This is a genomic window from Dyella sp. LX-66 (assembly GCF_018599165.1).
Taxonomy (GTDB): Bacteria; Pseudomonadota; Gammaproteobacteria; order Xanthomonadales; family Rhodanobacteraceae; genus Dyella_D; species Dyella_D marensis.
This window is the reverse complement of sequence record NZ_JAHFVJ010000003.1, coordinates 534,068-554,210: the sequence shown is the minus strand read 5'-3', so window position 1 is coordinate 554,210 and position 20,143 is coordinate 534,068. Positions and strand designations below refer to the sequence as shown.

Genomic DNA, 20,143 nt, shown 5'->3' with positions numbered 1-20,143 from the left:
TTGGCCGAGTGCTCTAGATTTTTCCCATGTGACCTCGATAAGGCGAAGGGTAGGCTGCGGCCCTTTTATCGAGGAGCGCAGGCATGGCCAGGCGCGATGACCGTGGTTCTTGGGTTTTCCTGCGTGCCCTGGGGCGCGGGATCGATGCGGCCGGGCGGGTCGTCGTCAATCTGATCTTCATCGGTGCGCTGCTGCTGCTCGCCTTCGTGCTTTGGAGCGGCCGTGAGCGTCCCATCCAGGACGACAGCGTGCTGGTGCTGAAACCGCAGGGCGAGCTGGTCGAGCAGTTCAGCGCCTCGCCGAAAGAGCGCGCCATGCAGGGACTGGCCGGCGGTCCGGCCTCGCAGGTGCAGGTGCGCGACCTGGTCGCCGCGATCGATGCGGCGGCCAGCGACCGGCGCATCACCCGCATCCTGCTGGAGCCGGAAGATCTTCGTGCCGGTGGCTTCGCTTCGCTGCGCGAGGTGGCTGGCGCGCTGGACCGCTTCCGTGCGGCCGGCAAGCCGGTGATCGCCTGGGCCTCCGGACTTGACCAGAATCAGTACTACCTGGCCGCGCATGCGGACCGCATCCTGCTCGACCCGATGGGCGAAGTGGAGCTTTCCGGCCTGGCCGAATACCGATTGTTCTACAAGAACCTGCTCGACCGGCTGGGCGTGAACGTGCATCTGTTCCGCGTCGGCCAGTTCAAGAGCGCCGCCGAGCCGTTCGTGCTCGATCATGCCTCGCCGGAATCCAAGGAAGCCGCCAGCTACTGGATGAACGGCTTGTGGGACCGCTATCTCGATGAGGTGGCCAGGCTGCGCAGGATGGATCCGGCCAAGCTTCGCGCCGGGATCGAAGGCCTGCCCGAAGCGGTTGCCGCCAGCAAAGGCGACCTCGGCCGGCTGGCTGTGGAACAGGGCCTGGCCGATGGACTGATGACGCGCGATGGACTGGAAAAGATGCTGCGCAAAGAAGGTGTGCCCGCAGGCAGCGATGGCGAGGGCTTTCGCCAGGTCGACCTGGACGGCTACGCCGCGCAGCTGCCTTCCGGCGACAGCGAGGAGCCCGGCGTGGCCATCGTGGTCGCCGAGGGCGAGATCACCGGTGGCGAGCAGCCGCCAGGTGTCATCGGTGGCGATTCCACCGCGGCGCTGATCCGCGCCGCGCGCGCGAGCCATGACACCAAGGCGCTGGTGTTGCGGGTGAACTCGCCCGGTGGCGACGTATACGCATCCGAGCAGATCCGCCGCGAAGTCGAGCTGACCAGGCAGGCGGGTATTCCGGTGGTGGTCTCGATGGGCGATACCGCCGCCAGCGGTGGTTACTGGATATCGATGAATGCCGACCGCATCTTTGCCGAGCCCAATACCGTCACCGGTTCGATCGGCATCTTCGGCATGCTCTACGACGTGTCCTCCACGCTGGAAAAGCTTGGCGTGAAGAGCGATGGCGCGAGTACTGGCCCGTTGGCCGGAGAGGTTGAGAAGACGCGCCCGCTCGATCCGCGGCAGGCCGCGTTGATCCAGGCGACGATCGACAAGGGCTACCGCGATTTCGTCGGCAACGTGGCGCAGGCGCGAGGCAAGGATTACGGCGCCATCGATGCCGTCGCCCAGGGACGCGTATGGACCGGCCAGCAGGCGCTGGAGCGTGGCCTGATCGATCAGCTGGGCGGCCTGCGCGAGGCGGTCGCTGACGCCGCCCAGCGCGCCGGGCTGGGCAAGAACCCTGCGGTGCACTATGCGGAGCCGCCCGTGGGCGCGTTCGAGCAGTTGCTGGTCAAGCTCAATGGCAGCGTCGCCACCACCGCGCTGCGTGCCTATGGCGTGCGTCTGCCCGCGTGGATCGCACAGCTGCCGGCGCTGGCGCCGGAACTCAAGTTGCTGGAGAACACGCAGCCGGGCAAGATGAAGATGTACGCGCACTGCTTCTGCGAGCCGCGCTGACGCGTGCGGCGGGTGCGCAAGGAAAAAAAACGGCGGCCATTCCGGGCCGCCGTTTCCATGTCATGGGGTGGCCTGATTCAGGCCGGCACGGCGCTGTAGTAGTCGCCGTCGCGTCCCACCCGCACGCGCATGCCGAACGCATCGCTCAGTGCGTCATCGGTGAGCACCTGCGCCTTGTCGCCATGGCGCAGCGCCTTGCCTTCGCGCAGCAGCAGCACGCGGCCGATCTCCGGCACGATCTCTTCGATGTGATGGGTGACCAGCAGCAAGGTGGTGCCCCCGCGCGCCAGCGTGCGCAGGCTTTCCAGGAAGTGGCGGCGCGTGGCGAGATCCAGCCCGGCGCTGGGTTCGTCCAGCAGCAGGGCGCGCGGACGGTGCACCAGGGCGCGCGCGATCAGCACGCGGCGCGCCTCGCCGGTGGACAGCGTGGCCATGTCGCGGCCGATCAAATGCGCGATGCCCATCTGCGCCAGCGCCTCGTGCGCGCGTTCGCGCATGGCCGGCGTGGGGCGATGGTCGGGGCCGAGGCCGCGCGCGGCGTAGAAGCCCGACACCACCGCGTCGAACACTTCCAGCGGCGTGTCGGTGGTGTAGTCCAGCTGCAGCGCCGGCGACACGATGCCCAGCAGGCTGCGCAGCTCGGCCACGTGCCAGCGCTCGCGGCCGAACACGCGCACGCTGGGCTGGCCGTCGTCGCGCGCCAGCGGATACAGCTGGCGCGTCACCAGCTTCACCAGGGTGGACTTGCCCGAACCGTTGGCGCCGAGGATGGCGGTGTGTTCGCCGGCGGCGACGCGCAGGCTGAGCGCTTCCAGGATCAGCCGCTCGCCGCGCAATACGCTGGCGCGGTCCAGTTCCAGTACGGGGGCATCGGCGGCGATCGCGGGTGTGGCGTGTTCGAGGGCGCTGAACTCGTGAGCCGTGGATTCGTGCGCCATGCCGTTACTGTTCCGCCGCGTCGACTTGCTTGCGCTGCTGCTCGGCCTGCTGGTCGACCACCTTCTGCACGTCCTTGGCTTTCTGTTCCTGCTTCTTCAGGTCGTCGAACGGCGTGGCGACGCGCGGCGCGGGCGCGGCTTCGGCCTTGGGCGCGGGCGGCTTGCCGGAGCAGGCACTGAGCGCGAGCAGGCTGAGCGGGAGGATGAGCCAAGCTTTCATGGTGGATGCTCCACGGGGGCCGGCCCCGAGTGTCCCGCGCATGCCGTGGCGCGGCAACCTCGGGCTGGTCCCCGCGTGACGCAGGTTCTAAGCTCGCCGCATGAACAACCGCATCGACGCCTGGCAGCTGCAAGGCCATACCGCATTGATCACGGGCGCCAGCAAGGGCATCGGCTATGCCGCCGCGCGCGAGCTGGCCGGCCTGGGCGCCAACCTGCTGCTGGTGGCGCGCGACGACGATTACCTGGAGCAGGTGCGCGTCGAACTGGCCGACGATTTCGAGCAGATCGAAGTGCTGTCCTTCGCCGCCGACCTCAGTGTGCAGGAAGAGCGGCTGGCGGTATTCGACTGGATCGCGGATCTCGGCGCCCCGCTGTCGCTGCTGGTCAACAACGCCGGCGGCAATGCGCCGGCCGCGGCGCTGGAATACAGCGAGCGCGATTACCGCGCGATCTTCGAACTGAACCTGTTCTCCGCCTTCGAGATGTGCCGCCTCGCGCATCCGCAGCTGGTGCAGCATGCGAATGCGGCGATCGTGAACGTCGGTTCGGTTTCCGGCATCACCCACGTGCGCACCGGCGCGGCCTACGGCATGAGCAAGGCCGCGCTGCACCAGCTCACCCGCAACCTCGCCGTCGAATGGGCCACCGACGGCATTCGCGTCAATGCGGTGGCGCCCTGGTATATCCGCACGCAGCGCTCGGAGCCGGCGCTGGCCGACGACGACTATCTCGACGAAGTGCTCGACCACACCCCACTGCGCCGCATCGGCGAGCCGGAGGAAGTGGCCGCGGCGATCGCCTTCCTGTGCCTGCCGGCCGCCAGCTACGTCACGGGGCAGGTGCTGGCGGTGGATGGCGGGTTTCTCAATGACGGGTTCTGAGTAGGTTGGGGTGACGACCCCAACAGCGCCGCCGCATATACGTCGCCATGTTGGGGTTGTCACCCCAACCTACGTCAGCGGCAACTGGCCAGCTGCCCGCGCAGCTCCTCGTCGCGCCGCTCCAGCGGCGGCCGGTCGCTCTTGAACGCACGGCGCAGCTTGCGTGCGTTGTCGTCGTAGTCGTCCTGCAGGGCGTGGCAGGTTTCGTTGAAGGTCATCGGGCGGCACTGGTCCTGCACCCAGACGTAGTTGTCCGACACCAGCCCAGACGTGACCTTGCCGCGGTTAAGCTCCGGCGCCGAAACGCCGCCGGCCCCGCCGCGGGCGAGCGGCGTCTGCACCATGCCGACCATGCCGAACGGCGCGAGATAGGGCTGGGGGTCGCCGTTGCGGCTGATATAGAACTTGCCGTCGGTGGCGCGCGTGCAGGCGTACAGGCCGGGCAGGGGCGCGGACGGTGGCGGCGGCGGGGCGGGCGCTGGCGGCGGGCTGCTGTCGCGGTCGTCGCTGACGGGCTGCGGCGGCGGTGCGGGCGCGGCCGGCGTGGGGTCGGCGAGCTGCACGATGTCCTGCCGCTGCGCGCGGGGGCAGGGGCGGTCCTGGAAGGTCACCCGGCCGTCGGCGCCGGTGCACTTGTACACGGTGGCCGCGCTGGCCGGCAGGGCGGCCAGCGGCGACAGCATCAGCAGGAGCAGGATCAGGATCGGTCGGCGCATCGGCAGGATTCTATGCGTGCCGGCGGCGGGCGGCTTAGAACTCCGCCTCATGTTCCTCGGCGGCGAAGCCCAGGGTGATGGCGCCTTCGCCCACATTGACCATGCCGGTGATGCTCATCGGCGCCTCCATCAGCGCCACGCCGTGGTCGGCGCAGGCGGCGCGCAGGCCGGCATAGCCGGGCAGGCCGTCCAGCTCGGCCAGGTCGCCGCCGTAGCTGACGCACATGGCCGGCACCAGCAGGCCGGCGCGCACCCGCTGCACGGCGTAGCCGAACAGGGTCTGCGCGCCGTGCTCGAAGCCGCGCACCTTGCCGGCCGGCCCGGTCTCGCCGCGGAAGCAGCGCAGCAGCGGCTTGATGTCCAGCGCCGAGCCCAGCACCGCGCTGAACAGGCCGACGCTGCGGTCGCCTTTCTTCTTGGCGCGCGCGCGCAGGTAGTACAGGTCGCGCGGCAGCATGTAGCCGTAGGAATGGTTGGCGATAAAGGTGGCGCGCTCGCGGATCGCCGGCGGCGTCTCGCCGGCGCGGACCAGGCGGGCGGCTTCCAGGATGGCCGGCGCGGTGCCGGCGAACAGGTTGCGGGTGTCGATCACGCGCATCAGGAACTGGCCGGACAGCCCGCCCTGCTCGCGCGCCGCGCGGTAGTGCTTGAGCACCGCGAAGCTGGCCTTGTTGACGTGGTCGTTGATCGGGCTGCGGGTGGAGGTGACGGTGAGGCAGAACACGCAGTCCTGCTCCAGCACCAGTTTCTCCAGGAACAGCTTCTGCACCTCTTCCACCGAGCAGGGCTCGGTCTCGGCCGAATGGCTGCGGTCGCCCAGCTTGCGGTCGATGAAGCGGCGCACCTCGGCGGGGTCGCGGTTGTCCAGGAAGGTCTCGTCGTCGACCCGCACGGTGATCGGCATCACCGTGACGCCGTGTTCCTCCAGGAAACCCTGCGGAACATCGCAGGACGCATCGATGGCCAGCCCCATGCGCATCTTGTCACCCCCTAGCTCGACTGCCGCAGGAACATAACATGCGCCAGCGTCTGTGCCGACTGGATCACAGAACGAAACCCCCTCATGCGGCGCTGCGCCATGCGGGAGTCCGCCCGCCGTTCCGCTAGAATGACGCGGATCATTCGGCCTATCGCCGGCGTGGCGTCGCCGGTAACGCGGTGCGGGAGGCTCCCGCGCCCATCGACCTGCCAAAGGGTCCCATGAAAGACAAACAGGAAATCGTCTCCAACTGGCTGCCGCGCTATACCGGCACGTCGCTGGAGCAGTTCGGCGAGTACGTGCTGCTCACCAATTTCGGCCACTACGTGGATCTGTTCGCCGAATGGCATGGCGTGGAGGTGCACGGGCGCGACCGCCCCATGCCCAACGCCACCGCCGACGGCATCACCCTGATCAACTTCGGCATGGGCAGCCCCAATGCCGCCACCGTGATGGACCTGCTCAGCGCGGTGTCGCCCAAGGCGGCGCTGTTCCTGGGCAAGTGCGGCGGCTTGAAGAAGAAGAACGCGATCGGCGACCTGGTGCTGCCGATCGCCGCGATCCGCGGCGAGGGCACCTCCAACGACTATCTGCCGCCGGAAGTGCCGGCGCTGCCGGCGTTCCAGCTGCAGCGCGGCGTGTCCACCATGATCCGCGACCTCGGCTACGACTACTGGACCGGCACGGTGTACACCACCAACCGCCGCGTGTGGGAGCACGACGAGCAGTTCAAGGACTACCTGCGCCGCACCCGTTGCATGGCGGTGGACATGGAAACCGCCACCATCTTCGCGGCGGGCTTCCACAACCAGATCCCCTGCGGCGCGCTGCTGCTGGTGTCGGACCAGCCGATGATTCCGGAAGGCGTGAAGACCGAAGCCAGCGACCGCAGCGTGACGGCGCAGTTCGTCGAGCGCCATATCCGCATTGGCATCGAAGCGCTCAAGCTGGTGCGCCGCAATGGCCGCAGCGTGAAGCACCTGCGCTTCGAGGAAAACGTCGAGTGAAGCGATGGCCGGCGCGCACGCGCGCCGGCCATCCATAAAAAAAGGGGCCGCTGCAAGCGGCCCTACCGGGGTGATCCAACATTATCGGCTTGCGGCATCGTCCTGGTGCCGCACGCGCTTTGTAGTGAATGCTCGGTGCTGGACTGGCGACGGACGTTCGCGCCATGGGCGATGGCGCGGCGGCATCGGTGAATTGGTTTCCTTTGCATCGAATGCCATGCCGCAACGCTGCATGGCGGGTGGTTTTTTTATCGCGCGGCTGCGTAAAACGGCGATCGAATATCCGTCTTGTATTTTTTATGCAATGCATGGCGACAGCTGTCAAGCGCGATTAATTGACGCAAATAAAAGCGCCTTTAGCTAATGCGTGGTGATGGATAAATAAGTCTTTAAATGTGTTGCGATGTGTTGCGCTTAATCTAGGAATTATTCCTAGAGTGCACCGCATGTTCGCTACGAAATCGCGCACGCCGCGATTTCTTTGCGAATGCCTGCGTTGCGCATCAGGCCATTTTTTCCGCATCTTTCATGCATTCCGCCGCCGCCGCGTCAGCGCATTCGCGCCGCGGCGCAATTTTTAGTGTTAAGCGCGCAATAAATCATTGTTGACGCGCCGTTATTCGCCCGATTAGGGTGATTTGAATCGCGCTGCCAGAGTTCGGTTGCGGCGTCATGGCAGCAGGGCTGCAGCGCGATCGCTCCAATGAAAGGGTGGGAGCTTGTTAGCCAACATCGGACGCCATGGCTATTGGCCATGGCGGTGGGGAGTTTTTTCTCTTGATTAACTCAATTGGCGGTTTTTTCTCTGCTCGGGGGAGTAACGAATGACCAATCCGTATAGCCGGCCGGCTTCCGGCCACGTTTCCACGCGCCGCACCGCGCTGGCGCTCGCCATCGCGGCCAGCTGCGCCATCGCGGGCCAGCTGCATGCGCAGTCGTCCACCGGCTCGATCTTCGGCAATGCGCCGGCGGCCACAGGCGAGACGGTGCTGATCCAGAGCGACAGCGGCGTCAGCCGCGAAGTGCCGGTGGACGCCAACGGCCGCTACTCGGCGACCAAGCTGCCCCTGGGCACCTACAAGGTGAGCCTGAAGAAGGACGGTGCGGTCGTCGAGACACGCGACAACATCGGCCTGACCGTCGGCGGCGGTACCCAGGTGATGTTCGCCGGTGCTTCCGAGGCGAATGCGACCAACCTCGGCAGCGTCACCGTGGTGGGCAATGCGCTGCCGGCCATCGACGTGAGCCAGATGGACTCGCGCACGGTGATCACCGCCGAGCAGCTGGCCAAGCTGCCGATCGCGCGCAGCGCGGAGTCGGTGGCGATCCTGGCGCCGGGCGTCAATACCGGCAGCAGCTACTTCACCAGCCCGACCGGCCAGATCCTGGTCTCGTTCGGCGGTTCGTCGGTGGCGGAGAACGCGTATTACATCAACGGTTTCAACACCAGCGATCCGCTGCATAACTTCGGCGGCCTGACCCTGCCCTATGGTGCGATCGACCAGGAGCAGATCATGACCGGCGGCTACGGCGCCGCTTATGGCCGTTCCGATGGCGGCGTGATCAACCAGGTCGGCAAGCGCGGCACCAACGAATGGCATTTCGGCGCGCAGGTGGTGTGGCAGCCGAAGTTCGCCGAGGCCTCGCCGGACAACGGCATGTACCCGACCGGCCCGGCCTTCCTGTCCGGCCCGAACAGCCGCCAGGGCCAGATGTACTGGACGCGGCAGGACAACCAGTCGTGGGAGCACGTCGAGGACGCCTACTTCGGCGGTCCGCTGATCAAGGACAAGCTGTACATCTTCGGCGCGGTCGAAGCGGACCATATCGACAGCGGCGTCAACGTCGCCAACCGCTCGACCAATACCGAGCAGACCTACGGCTACTCGCGGCCGAAGTGGTACGGCAAGCTGGACTGGAACATCACCGACCAGAACATCGTCGAGCTGACCGGCGCGTCGAACAAGAGCATGTTCTCGGGCAACACCTACGCCTATGCGTATACCCAGAGCAGCTCGCCCGGCACGCGCGGCGCTTACCTCGGGCCGGCGACCTATACCAAGGACGGCGCCGACATGTGGGTGGCCAAGTACACCGGCTACATCACCGACAGCATCACGGTGGAAGCGCTGTACGGCAAGATGACGCAGACCGACTACAGCAACGCCGAAGGCGGCGATGCGGCATGGATCGGCAATGCCAGCTTCCAGAATCCGGCGCTGCTTCCGCCCGGTTCCAGCGGCATCAACGGCCCGCAGATCAACCAGACCGTGGACGATCCGCGTTCGCACGACAAGACCTCGAACCTGCGCTTCGACGTCAACTACAAGATCGGCAATCATTCGATCACCGCCGGCATCGATAACCTCGACGTGCAGGCGATCGACATCGGCACCACGCCGTCCGGTCCCGGCTACTACTGGGTCTACGGCCAGGGCGATCCGAACGCGCCGATCAGCACCTTGCCGGGCGAGGCCGTCGGCGCGCCGGGCGGCAGCGGCTACTACGTGGCCAAGACGATCTACTCCAACTCGGCCAGCGCGCGGGTGAAGCAGCACGCGCAATTCATCGAGGACGCGTGGCAGATCAACGACCGCATCCTGCTCACCGTCGGCGTGCGCAACGACCAGTTCACCAACTACAACCCCGACGGCGTGCCCTACCTGCGCCTGACCAAGCCGCAGCTGGCGCCGCGCCTGGGCGCGAGCTGGGACGTGTACGGCGATTCCAGCCTGAAGATCTACGCCAACGCTGGCCGCTACTACCTCGACGAGCCGGCCAACGTGGCCATCCGCGGCGCGGCGGGCAGCACCTTCACCTCGCAGTACTTCACCTACACCGGCATCGACCAGGTCACCGGCGAACCGACCGGCCTGACCCAGATCACCCAGGACCGCTATCCGGGCGTGTCGGCCAATAACGAGTTCGGCATTCCGCCGGACCCCAAGACGGTGACCAGCCGCAACGCCAAGGCCGAGTATCAGGACGAATACATCGCCGGCTTCGACAAGACGCTCGATGCCTTCGGCACCAAGTGGGTGTACGGCGCCAAGGGCACCTACCGCGTGCTGCGCAACGACCTGGACGACGTCTGCGACGACACCGTCATCCAGGCCTATGCCGTGCAGCAGGGCCTGGATCCGGTGGCGGCGCTGGGCTCTACCGGCTGCTACATCATGAATCCGGGCAAGGCCGCGCAGATCAATGTGGCCGACGGCAACGGCGGCTACAGCATCCTCAACATTCCGTGGTCCGCCTGGGGCATGCCGCCGCTCAAGCGCAAGTACGTGGCCTTGAACACGTACCTGGAGCATCCGTTCGACGGCAAGTGGTACGGCCGCATCGACTACGTGTGGTCGCACAACTTCGGCAACACCGAGGGCTCGGTGCGTTCGGACATCGGCCAGACCGACGTGTCGCAGACGGAAGACTGGGACAACGCCGGCGTGATGACCAACTCCAACGGCTCGCTGGCCAACGACCGCCGCCACCAGCTGAAGATGGTGGGCTACTACCAGATCACCCCCGAATGGATGATCGGCGGCAACGTGCAGATCCTGTCCGGCACCCCGAAGACCTGCCTGAGCTTCTTCGGCCCCGAACAGACCGATCCCTACGACTACGGCGTGGCCTACCACTTCTGCGGCCCCAACGGCACACCCGCACCGTACGGCTCGACCGGCCGCACGCCCTGGCAGGAAATCGTCAGCCTCAACGGCGAATACCGCCCCGAGTGGGCAGGCAAGAAGCTGGCGTTCGACGTGATGGTCTACAACATCTTCGACAAGCAGGTGATCACGCAATACCGCCAGGGCTCAGTCTCCGGCCCCGGCACCCCCAGCGTGAACTGGCAGACGCCGATCTCGTACACCACGCCGCGCTACGTGCGGTTCTCGGTGAGCTACGACTTCTGACGTACGGGATGTTGAAGAAAAATCCCCCGCCTTTGGCGGGGGATTTTTTTATGCGCTGCTTTCAACAGAGCCGTCATTGGCACGTCGATACGCTACGCATTGTTGGGGTTCGCCTGCGGCTCACCCCAACCTACGCCATGGCAAGATTTGACGTTGCGCTCCGCCCGGCCCCTCACCCCGACCCTCTCCCCGGAGGGGAGAGGGAGAAGTGATGTGGTGGGGCATACAGGAACGAAGAGCCAAAGCTGGCCTCGGTTCTTGAATGCCCTCTTCGCCACGGCACGTTGAAGCACCCGCTACGTAAACGCACGGTCGTTTCGTGTCGACTCTGGTTAATCCGTTTCCACAACCGTCACTGCTCCTTCTAGTCGCGTCGCGAGCCTTGGCTCTAAGGCCATTTCTTTTGGGTTACTTTTTCTTTGGGCCAGCAAAGAAAAAGTGACTCGGGCGCCGGCAGGCGCACGAAATGCCCGCTGCATAAGCGGCCAAATCGCGTTATCACGACAATCGAACGTGGTCGCCACTGGATCCCGGCCTACGCCGGGATGACGAGCACAGCGCCGAAAAAAAAGGGACCGCCTCACGGCGGCCCATATGGGGAGATACCAGCTGTTTGTCGGCGCGGGAACCCCATCCCTGGAGCCCCGCGCACTTTGGAATACCAGAACGCTTACAGCGAGAAGTCGTACCTCGCACCGAGGCGGACATAACGCGGATCCTGGAACGAACGCGGGCGGAAGCAGTTGATCGTCGTGTTACCCGACGGATCCTCGCAAGTCTCATTGAGCTGAGTGATGCGCTGCTTGCCGAGCAGATTGAACACGTCCGCCGACAGCGTCAGCTTGTGATCCAGGAAGGCCGGCTGCCAGGCCGCGCTCAGGTTGATCGTGTAGGTCCACGGCGTGCGGCCGTACGAACCGCGTCCCGCGGGCTTGCCGTTGCACCAGAAGTACGCCGCCTGGTAACCCACCGGATCGCCGCCGGCCGATTCCGGACGGGCGCCGATGCAGCTGATCGGCGTGCCGGAGGCGATGCGGGTGACGGTGGAGAGGCGCCATTCCGGCGTCGGCTGGTACACGCCCAGGATGCGCAGCTGGTGCGTCTGGTCGTTGGCCAGAGGGCCGTTGGTGTTCTCCATCAGTTCCGGCGCGTCCCAGCTTTCGGTGGTGGACACGTCGGCCTGCACGATGTCGGAATCGAGCTGGCCTTCCGAGTTGCCGTAGCTGCGCGAGAAGGTGTACTCGACCTTGGCGTACCACTTGTCGCTGAACTGGTGCTCGGCGTACATGTCGAGCATGTAGTAGCGGCGCTTGGCCTTCGGCTCGCCGATCTCGCGGGCGGTCAGCGGCACTTCGAAGTACTGGCCGGCCGCGGGCGACAGGATGAAGGTGTTGGCGTTGCCCGGGTTGTACAGCCAGCACTGCGTGCTGTTGGCAATACCGGCGGCGACCGCGGCGCTCATGCCGTGCGCATCGCCCCAGGCCTGGATCGGACGGCTATCGCAGTCGTCGTCGATCAGATTGCGCAGGGTGCGGAACATGGCCTTGGCGCCGACCGTCCAGTTGTTCGGCAGCTGCTTGTCGAAGCCGAGGATGTACTCGTCCTGGTAGTAGGTCTTCAGGTCCTTCACCGACACCGTCTTGGCATCCGGCGGGGTGCCGTTGGCGCCGTTGTTGTAGAAGGTCTGCGACCACGGCGCGCCCACGCTCAGGCCCTGCGGCACGCCGGTGACCGGGTCGATGCTGGTGAACGAGTAGTAGGTGGACGGGAAGGTGGACGGACCGGCGCCGCGCACGGCCACGCTGGTGGGCAGGCCGAGGTGGTAGCGGCCGGCGTTGCCGTAGACCTTCAGCGAGCTGTCGCCGTACACGTCCCAGGCGAAGCCCAGGCGCGGATCGAGCTGGTTGCGCTCCTTGGCGTAGGCGGCGCCGACGCCGTTGTAGTTGGTGAACTGCTCGTTGCGCAGGCCCAGGTAGATGTTCCAGCGGTCGGTCAGCTGCCAGTGGTCTTCGATGAACTCCGAACGCTGTGCGGTGCGCGCCGAGGTGCCGGTGCTCAGGCCCGTGCTTTCGGCGTAGTAGCCGTTGGCGAACGAGGCGGGGTTGTACAGGCTCGGGCTCAAGCCCAGGTTGGTCAGGCGCTGGGTGATGGCCTGGCCGCTGCCGAGGTCGAAGTAGCGCCAGCCGGTGCCGGTCACCGGCGCGCTGCCCCAGGTGGCGCGCAAGGTGTAGTTGTCCATGCCGCCGCGGAAGTCGTGGCTGCCCAGGCGATATTCGATGTTGAAGCTCCAGCCGCTGGTCTTGTCCTTCGAACCCGGACGCAGCGTGGTGGTTGCGCCGAACTGGCAGCTGGGCGCCGGGTTGGTAGCGGCGATGGCGCGGTTGTCGGTGATCGCCGGGCACGGCGTGCCGCCGGCGCCGGTGATGTTCTGCATGTGGTCGGAGTTGCTCTTGCCGTACATCGCGTTGACCGTCAGGTCGTCGGTGATGTAGCCGGTGTAGTGGCCGATGTAGATGTTGCCGCCCGGCGTGCCGTTGGTCTGGGTGCCGTTGTAGTTCTTGGTGTACTGGTGGCCCTTGTAGCCGGTGTTCTGCAGCGTGGAGTAGTTGTAGCCGTAGATCTGCGAGTCGGTCTGCTCGTCGTCGCCGATCCCGGTGAACTCCAGGATGTGGTTGTCCGTGATGTTCCAGTCGAACTTGGTCAGCCAGCGGGTGATCTTGTTGGTGTCGTTCTGCACGGTCGAGTTATTCGACTGCGTGCCGTAGGCGACGTCGGTCTGGCGCACGGCGTCCGCGGCGCCGAAGAAGAACAGCTTGTCCTTGATCAGCGCGCCGCCGATCGAGCCGGAGTACTGCAGTTCGTCGCGGTCGCGCGGCGAGAAGGCGTTGCCGACCTGGTACAGCGTACCGTTGCGGCGATACACGTTGCGCGGCTGCTGGGCCAGATCGCTGGGCGACCAGAACGCCTGCACGTCGCCCTTCCACTGGTTGGTGCCGCGCTTGGTCACCACGTTGATCACGCCGCCGGTGGAGCGGCCGTATTCGGCGCCGTAGCCGCCGATCAGCACCTGCTCCTGGTCGATCGCGTCATACGGCAGCTGGCGCGAGCTCACGCCGGTCAGCGGGTTGGTGGCCGAGAAACCGTTGATGTAGTACGCGTTCTCCGACGCGGACGAACCGCCGAAGGACAGCGCGTTGCCGTAGCCGCGGGCGGCCGGCGTGGTGCCCGGCGCGAGCAGGGCGATCGAGCTGATCGACGTACGCGCGATCGGCAGCTTGGCCAGCTGGTCGGCGGTGAGCACGGCGCGCGAGTCCACCGAGGACACGTCGATCGCCGGCAGCACGTTGCCTACCACCTGCACGGCGCCCAGCGTCTGCGCATTGGCGGCGCTGGCGTTGAAGGACACTTCGGTACCGCTGCTGATCGTGGTCTGCACGTCGTTGCGGCTATCGAGCACCTTGCCGTCCTTCATCACCGACACGTTGTACGTGCCGATCGGCAGCGAGGCGGCGCGGTAGCGGCCCTGCGCGTCGGTGGTGAGGTCGCGCTTGAGGCCGGTCTGCGTGCTTTCGATGTGGATCGTTTCTCCCGGCGCGGCCTGGCCGAAGATCACGCCCGTCGCGTTGGACTGGGCAAGCGCGATGCCGCTGCTCGCCAGGCCAAGGCCGAGGGCCAGGGCGAGTACGAGCGGGCGCCGCGGCAGCGTAGAACCACCGTAGCGTTTGGCTTTGCTGGAAGTCATGGTCGAACCTCGGTTGATGATTGTTTTGGTCGCGGACTTGAGGGTCGCGGACTTGAGCGAGTTCATCGAACCGGAATGCCGCCCACGGCAAAGCCATGCCCGAGGCGGGGTGCCCCTGTCATGCCTGCCTTGGTAAGCCGTACTCCCCCGATTCGTCCGGATGTCCCCACATCCGGAGGCCTTTCATGGCGTGCCCCGCCGTGACTTGTGGCCTAGTCCGAAGCTACGAACCGCAGATTTGTTATGCAATGGTTACGCGTCGTAGGAAAAAACGAGCGGAGCTTGCGTTGGCCCGGTTTATGCGCCGGGTAAATTTTCGCAGTTTTACCGCAAGATTTTTCGGGAAGCGGGACGTATGCAAGCCAGCAGCAAGAAACACGAAGGGGCTTGCGGCCGGTGGGGGTGCCCTTGCGTGGCGTTGGGGTTGCGATTTCGCAGCAACTTGCGCAAGTAATGAACGAATCATAAATAAGCGGCGCGTTTTGACCGGTTTTTTCGTGCGCCGGAAACGCAAGCGGGGCCCGTAGGCCCCGCTTTTTCCTAGGAATTTTTCCTAGATCGGATCAATAACGCGGTACGCTCGGATCGATTTCCGCCGCCCACGCGTCCATGCCGCCCTGCACGTTGTAGATATTGCTGAAGCCGTGCGCGGCGAAGCGCTCGGCCACGCCGCGGCTGGACACGCCGTGGTGGCAGATGAAGGCGATGGCGGTGTCCTTGGGCAGGGCGGCCAGGTTGTCGTAGCCGACCTCGTCCAGCACGCGGGCCTGGGCCAGCGGGGCGGCCTGGGCGCGGCCGTGGGCCGGGCGCACGTCGACCAGCACCAGGTCGCCGGCGGCCAGGCGGGCCTGCAGCTCCTGCACGGTGAGGTTCCTGATCTCCTGCGCGCCGGGGAACTTCAGGCTCAGGCCCTCGCCCTGCACGGTGGAGACCCAGTCGATCACGATGCCCTTGGCGCGCTGGGCGCTGCCCGGGTCGAAATGCACTTCGATGCCGTTGCTGCTGGACACGATGTCGTGGTCGCCGGCCGGCGCCAGCTGGAAGCCGGCGCTGTGGTCCGGGCCGATCTCCAGATGCAGGGCCAGGCCCTGCGCGTTGGCCGTGCCCTGGCGGATCGCCTCGGCGGCCTTGTCGGTGATGGTGATCTCAGGGGCGCTGCGGTCCGGCGGGGTGGCGCCGAACAGGGTGTGCAGTTCGCCGCTGGTGTACATCTGGCGAATGATGTCGGCGCCGCCGACCAGCTCGCCTTCCACGTACAGCTGCGGAATGGTCGGCCACTCGCCGTAGGCCTTGATGCCTTCGCGGATTTCCGGGTCTTCCAGCACGTTCACCGTGTGGTAGTCGGGCAGCAGCTCGTTGAGGGTGTTGGTGGCCGCGGCGGAGAAGCCGCACATCGGCTGCTGGCGGGTGCCCTTCATGAACAGCACCACGCGGTGGTTCTTGAGCAGGGTTTCGATGCGTTCGCGGGTGGCGCTGTCGAGGGACATCAGGGGGACTCCGGCAAAGAGGGTCAATGATACGCCCCTCCATATGCTGACGCCGTCCGCCAGCTTCAACGCCTCACCCTTCAACGGCGAATCCTTCTCCCGCTGGGAGAAGGTGGCGGCAGCCGGATGAGGGTTCGGCCGGAGCGGCGCACATCACCCTTGCGCTCCGCCCGTACCCTCACCCCAACCCCTCTCCCAAGGGGAGAGGGGCTCAAGCCACAGCCAGGGGCGAGCGGCGAGGACGCGGCCCGCATCCTGCGGCGGCGCGTCCTTATCGCCCCGCGTCCTCGCCGCTCGTCCCTGGCGAAAGCCCTTGCGCTCAAGCGGCCGGGCGCAGCTCCGACAGGTTGCGCCGGTGCCGGGCCAGCGGCGCCAGCGCCAGGCCGGAGGCGGGCGAGGGCAGCACTAGCTCGCGGCTGGCGCGGCCCAGCGCGGCCGGCTGCTCGCTCCAGTGGATCAGCTCCATGGCGCCGGTGTGGTCCTCGACCAGGGCCGTGCAGTGCTCCACCCAGTCGCCGTCGTTGAGGTACAGCACGCCGTCCATGTCGCGCACGTGGCCGAAATGGATGTGGCCGCAGATATGCCCGTCGAAGCCGCGCTCGCGCGCATCGGTGGCCACGCGTTCCTCGTAGGCGCGGATATAGGCCAGCGCCTTGCGGATATGCGACTTCACGATGATCGATAGCGGCAGGTAGGGCAGTTCCAGCCGGCGCCGCATGGCGTGCACGCGGCGGTTGGTCCAGCAGATGAAGCGGTGCATCACCTCGCCCAGGTGCAGCATCCAGGTGCGGCCGATCTGTTCCGGATCGAATTCGTCGCCGTGGCTGACCCGGTAGCGGCGCCCGTCGGCGCCTTCGTGCACGGCGTCCAGCTCGATGCGCACGCCGCCGAAGCTCTGCCCGGCCAGGCCGCGCAGCGGGGCGTCGTGGTTGCCGGGGATATAGATCACTTCGATCCCCCGCCGCGCCATGTCCAGCACCTCGGCCAGCACCGCGCCGTGGTCGGCGTGCCACCAGATGCGCTTCGAAAGCGCTTCCATATCGATGATGTCGCCGACGAGATAGAGCTTCTCGCAGCGCAGCTTGCGCAGGAAGTCGAGCAGGTAGGAAGCCTTGCAGTCAGGCGTGCCCAGATGCACGTCGGAGATGAAGGCGCTGCGGCAGTGGAAGGTCGCCATGGCTGTCTCTCCCGGTGGTATCCGGGAGCTCAGTCTGCGCGGGGCAGGTCACCGGCTCGTGGCGGCGCGGTTGCAGCTTTGTTGCGGTGCGAGAGGCGCGCTCAGGCCAGCAAGGCGCGGGCGGCCGGCAGCGCGGCCTCGGCCCACAGCGCGTATTGCGCGGCGCAGGGGTGCAGGCCGTCGTCGGCGAGCAGGGCGGGGAAGTCGCGCGAGATCGGCGCGATATCCACAAAGGCGGCGCCCATGGACTCGGTTTCCGCGGCGGCGATGGCGTTGAAGGCGTCCAGCTCCGCGGCGATGCGTGCGGTGTCGCGGCCGCTGTCGCGGGCGAACGGGGTGACGCCCCAGTCCGGAATCGACAGCACCAGCACGCGCCCGGCGCGGCCGCCGGCCAGGGCGATTGCGCGCTCCAGCAGGCGGCGGAATTCGCCGCGGTATTCCTCGGCGGAACGGCCGCGGTACTGGTTGTTGACGCCGATCAGCAGGCTGGCCAGGTCGTACGGTGGGGCGAACGTGGCGGCGTCCATCGCCGCCGAGAGTTCGTCGGTGGTCCAGCCGGTGGTGGCGAGGATGGTGGGATCGGCCAGCGCCACGCCCTGCGCGCGCAGGGCGGCGGCCAGGCGCACCGGCCAGCGGCCCTCGGCGGGCACGCCTTCGCCGATGGTGTAGGAGTCGCCGAGCGCGAGATAGCTGAGCATGCGGCGGTCAGGCGACCGCGCGCGTCTGCTGTCCCTCGGCCATGCGCGCGAGCACGCGCTCGATGCGCACGAACACCTCGCGCAGCTGTTCCGGCGGCGGCAGCAGGGTCAGGCGCAGATGGCGGCTGGCCGGCACGTTGAAGCTGCTGCCCGGCACCACCAGCACCGATTCTTCTTCCAGCAGGCGCAGGGCGAAGGCGTTGTCGTCGAAATGCGGCACGCGGTCGGCGCGCACGCGCGGGAACGCGTACAGCGCGCCGCCGGGAGCGACCAGGTCGAGGAATTCACTCTGCGCCACGCCTTCCAGGATCATCCGCCGCGCCTCATGCAGGCGCCCGCAGGGCGAGGTCAGCGCGCCGATGGTCGGCTTGCTCTCCAGCGCCGGGCGCACCGCCCACTGCGCGGTGACGTTCGCGCACAGGCGCAATGCGGCCAGCAGCTGCAGGGCGTCGCGGTAGTCGTGGGTGCGCGCCGGGTCGCCGGAAAGGCTCATCCAGCCCACCCGGTAGCCGCAGGCGCGGTGCACCTTGCTGAGGCCCCCGAAGCTGACGCAGGGCACGTCGCCGGCCACCCTGGCCAGCGGCTCGAACTGCGCGCCGTCGTAGAGGATTTCGTCGTAGATCTCGTCGGTAAGCAGCAGCAGGTGATGGCGCTCGGCGATGCGCACGATGCGCTCCAGCAGCTCGCGCGGATACACGGCGCCGGTGGGGTTGTTCGGATTGATCAGCACGATCGCGCGGGTGCGCGCGGTGACCAGGGCCTCGATTTCGTCCGGATCGGGCAGGTGGCCGTTCTCGGCCAGGCAGCGGTAATAGCGCGGCTGGCCGTCGTTGAGGATGGTGGCAGCGCTCCACAGCGGATAGTCCGGGCTGGGCAGCAGCACTTCGTCGCCCGGCTGCAGCAGGGCGCGCAGGCTCAGGTCGATCAGTTCGCTGACGCCGTTGCCGACGAACACGCGCTCCACTTCCACGCCGCGCGCGCCGCGGGCGCGCTGCTGGGCGGCGATGGTCTCGCGGGCTTCTTCCAGGCCCTGCTCGTGGCCATAGGCTTCGCTGTCGCGCAGGTGGGCGGCGATGGCTTCGCGCAGGTGGGGCGGGGTTTCGAAGCCGTAGCGGCCCGGGTTGCCGATATTGAGCTTGATGATCGGCAGGCCGGCGGCCTCCAGTTCACGCGAACGACGGGTGAGGGCGCCGCGGATTTCGTAGCGCACTTCAGCCAGGTGCGCACTGGGTTTGATCGGGGCCAACGTCTTGGATCCTTCGAGTGCTCAGCGCTGTGCGGCGCTTTGGGGGGTGCTTCCGCATGCTAGCAGCGCCTGCCGGGCCGTGCGAGGCGTGCTCTGGCCCGATTCCGGGCGGCTCACGGGCAGGGCATAATCGCCCCTCATGACTCAGGCCGAGACCATCGAACGTCTGCGCAGCGTCGGCTGGCGCGGCGATGCCCTCCCGGAAGGCAATCTGCGCCTGGCCCGGGTGGTGGCGCAGCACCGCGCCGGCTACGAGCTGCACGATGGTGTCTCATTGTTCGGGGCGCAGCCTGCCGGACATTTCCTGAAACGCGGCCTGGACCCCGCCGAACGCCCGTCGGTGGGCGATTTCGTCGAGATCGAACCGGGCAGCCCGCCGCATATCGTCAAGGTGCTGCCGCGCCGCACCGTGCTGTCGCGCGCCGCGGCCGGGGAGCGCTACGAGCGGCAGATCATCGCCACCAATATCGACTACGTGCTGGTGCTGACCGGCCTGGACGGCGACTTCAACCCCGCGCGCATCGAGCGCTATCTGTCGCTGACCGAGGATTCCGGCGCCCAGCCGGTGGTGCTGCTGAGCAAGCTGGATATCCGCGAGGACGCCGAGGCGCTGGTCGCCAACCTGCGCGCGCGCCTGCCTGCCGGCACGCCGATCCATGCGGTGAACGGCAAGGACCCGGCCAGCGTGGCCGAGCTGGCGCGCTACCTGCAGCCGGGCGACAGCGCCGTGCTGGTCGGTTCCTCCGGCGCGGGCAAGTCCACCCTCACCAACACCTTATTGGGCACCGAGCGCATGGCCACCGGCGAAGTGCGCTCGCACGACAGCCGCGGCCGCCACACCACCACGCATCGCGCCCTGCTGCAGCTGCCCAGCGGCGGCTGCCTGATCGACACCCCCGGCATGCGCGAGCTGAAGCTCACCGGCGAGGAAAACCTCGACCTGTTCGCCGACATCGACGCCCTGGTCGAACGCTGCCGCTTCGCCGACTGCGGCCACGGCAGCGAGCCGGGCTGCGCGGTGCAGGCGGCGCTGGACAACGGCGACCTCTCCGCCGAGCGCTGGCGCAATTACCTCAAGCTGCGCGACGAGCGCGAAGAACAGGCCGCCACGCTGGAGGCGCGCCTGCGCCGGCAGCGCGGCGGACGTCCGCCGACCAAGCCGCACGGGCATCGCGGACGCGACAAAGAATGAGCAAGCACCCGGG

At 67.0% G+C, this 20,143-nt stretch carries 15 protein-coding genes; 6 read left to right on the top strand and 9 right to left on the bottom strand.

What is annotated here, in order from left to right:
• Positions 1-83 precede the first annotated feature (83 nt).
• Positions 84-1,931: a signal peptide peptidase SppA gene (sppA, locus tag KK141_RS09050; RefSeq protein WP_214569397.1), complete on the top strand. Its 1,848-nt coding sequence runs from the start codon at positions 84-86 to the stop codon at positions 1,929-1,931.
• Between the two features lie 77 nt (positions 1,932-2,008).
• Here the strand turns inward: sppA and KK141_RS09045 are convergent, their stop codons facing one another.
• Positions 2,009-2,869, bottom strand: coding sequence for an ATP-binding cassette domain-containing protein (locus KK141_RS09045; protein ID WP_214569396.1), 861 nt, complete (start codon positions 2,867-2,869; stop codon positions 2,009-2,011).
• Between the two features lie 4 nt (positions 2,870-2,873).
• On the bottom strand, positions 2,874-3,089 hold the full coding sequence (locus KK141_RS09040) for a hypothetical protein (RefSeq protein ID WP_214569395.1): 216 nt from the start codon (positions 3,087-3,089) through the stop codon (positions 2,874-2,876).
• A gap of 100 nt (positions 3,090-3,189) precedes the next feature.
• Between KK141_RS09040 and KK141_RS09035 the strand changes: the two genes are divergently transcribed.
• On the top strand, positions 3,190-3,972 hold the full coding sequence (locus tag KK141_RS09035) for an SDR family oxidoreductase (protein ID WP_214569394.1): 783 nt from the start codon (positions 3,190-3,192) through the stop codon (positions 3,970-3,972).
• Positions 3,973-4,046: 74 nt separating this feature from the next.
• On the opposite strand, the gene KK141_RS09030 is transcribed toward KK141_RS09035, so the two are convergent.
• Both KK141_RS09030 and KK141_RS09025 read right to left on the bottom strand, forming a co-directional pair.
• Positions 4,047-4,688 carry a DUF4124 domain-containing protein gene (locus KK141_RS09030; protein WP_214569393.1) on the bottom strand — a complete coding sequence of 214 codons (642 nt, stop codon included), beginning with the start codon at positions 4,686-4,688 and terminating at the stop codon, positions 4,047-4,049.
• A 34-nt stretch (positions 4,689-4,722) separates the two neighbouring features.
• A complete protein-coding gene (locus KK141_RS09025) occupies positions 4,723-5,667 on the bottom strand; it encodes a DegV family protein (RefSeq protein ID WP_214569392.1) in 945 nt (314 codons plus the stop codon).
• 221 nt (positions 5,668-5,888) lie between these two features.
• Here KK141_RS09025 and KK141_RS09020 point away from each other — a divergent pair, with 221 nt between their 5' ends.
• From KK141_RS09020 to KK141_RS09010, 3 genes are all read left to right on the top strand, one after another.
• Positions 5,889-6,674, top strand: coding sequence for an AMP nucleosidase (locus tag KK141_RS09020; protein WP_214569391.1), 786 nt, complete (start codon positions 5,889-5,891; stop codon positions 6,672-6,674).
• Positions 6,675-6,678: 4 nt separating this feature from the next.
• On the top strand, positions 6,679-7,038 hold the full coding sequence (locus KK141_RS09015) for a hypothetical protein (protein ID WP_214569390.1): 360 nt from the start codon (positions 6,679-6,681) through the stop codon (positions 7,036-7,038).
• A gap of 460 nt (positions 7,039-7,498) precedes the next feature.
• Complete coding sequence (locus KK141_RS09010; RefSeq protein WP_214569389.1) at positions 7,499-10,588, top strand: TonB-dependent receptor; 3,090 nt, start codon at positions 7,499-7,501, stop codon at positions 10,586-10,588.
• A gap of 670 nt (positions 10,589-11,258) precedes the next feature.
• On the opposite strand, the gene KK141_RS09005 is transcribed toward KK141_RS09010, so the two are convergent.
• From KK141_RS09005 to KK141_RS08985, 5 genes are all read right to left on the bottom strand, one after another.
• Positions 11,259-14,330 carry a TonB-dependent receptor gene (locus tag KK141_RS09005; protein ID WP_214569388.1) on the bottom strand — a complete coding sequence of 1,024 codons (3,072 nt, stop codon included), beginning with the start codon at positions 14,328-14,330 and terminating at the stop codon, positions 11,259-11,261.
• Positions 14,331-14,893: 563 nt separating this feature from the next.
• On the bottom strand, positions 14,894-15,817 hold the full coding sequence (grxD, locus tag KK141_RS09000; protein WP_214569387.1) for a Grx4 family monothiol glutaredoxin: 924 nt from the start codon (positions 15,815-15,817) through the stop codon (positions 14,894-14,896).
• Positions 15,818-16,136: 319 nt separating this feature from the next.
• On the bottom strand, positions 16,137-16,994 hold the full coding sequence (locus tag KK141_RS08995; RefSeq protein ID WP_214569386.1) for a UDP-2,3-diacylglucosamine diphosphatase: 858 nt from the start codon (positions 16,992-16,994) through the stop codon (positions 16,137-16,139).
• Between the two features lie 101 nt (positions 16,995-17,095).
• Positions 17,096-17,692, bottom strand: coding sequence for an SGNH/GDSL hydrolase family protein (locus KK141_RS08990; RefSeq protein WP_214569385.1), 597 nt, complete (start codon positions 17,690-17,692; stop codon positions 17,096-17,098).
• A gap of 7 nt (positions 17,693-17,699) precedes the next feature.
• Entirely contained in the window at positions 17,700-18,938 is a 1,239-nt protein-coding gene (locus KK141_RS08985; RefSeq protein WP_214569384.1) for an aminotransferase class I/II-fold pyridoxal phosphate-dependent enzyme, read from the bottom strand.
• Positions 18,939-19,077: 139 nt separating this feature from the next.
• On the opposite strand from KK141_RS08985, the gene rsgA reads away from it, so the two are divergent.
• A complete protein-coding gene (rsgA, locus tag KK141_RS08980) occupies positions 19,078-20,130 on the top strand; it encodes a ribosome small subunit-dependent GTPase A (protein ID WP_214569383.1) in 1,053 nt (350 codons plus the stop codon).
• Positions 20,131-20,143 lie beyond the last annotated feature (13 nt).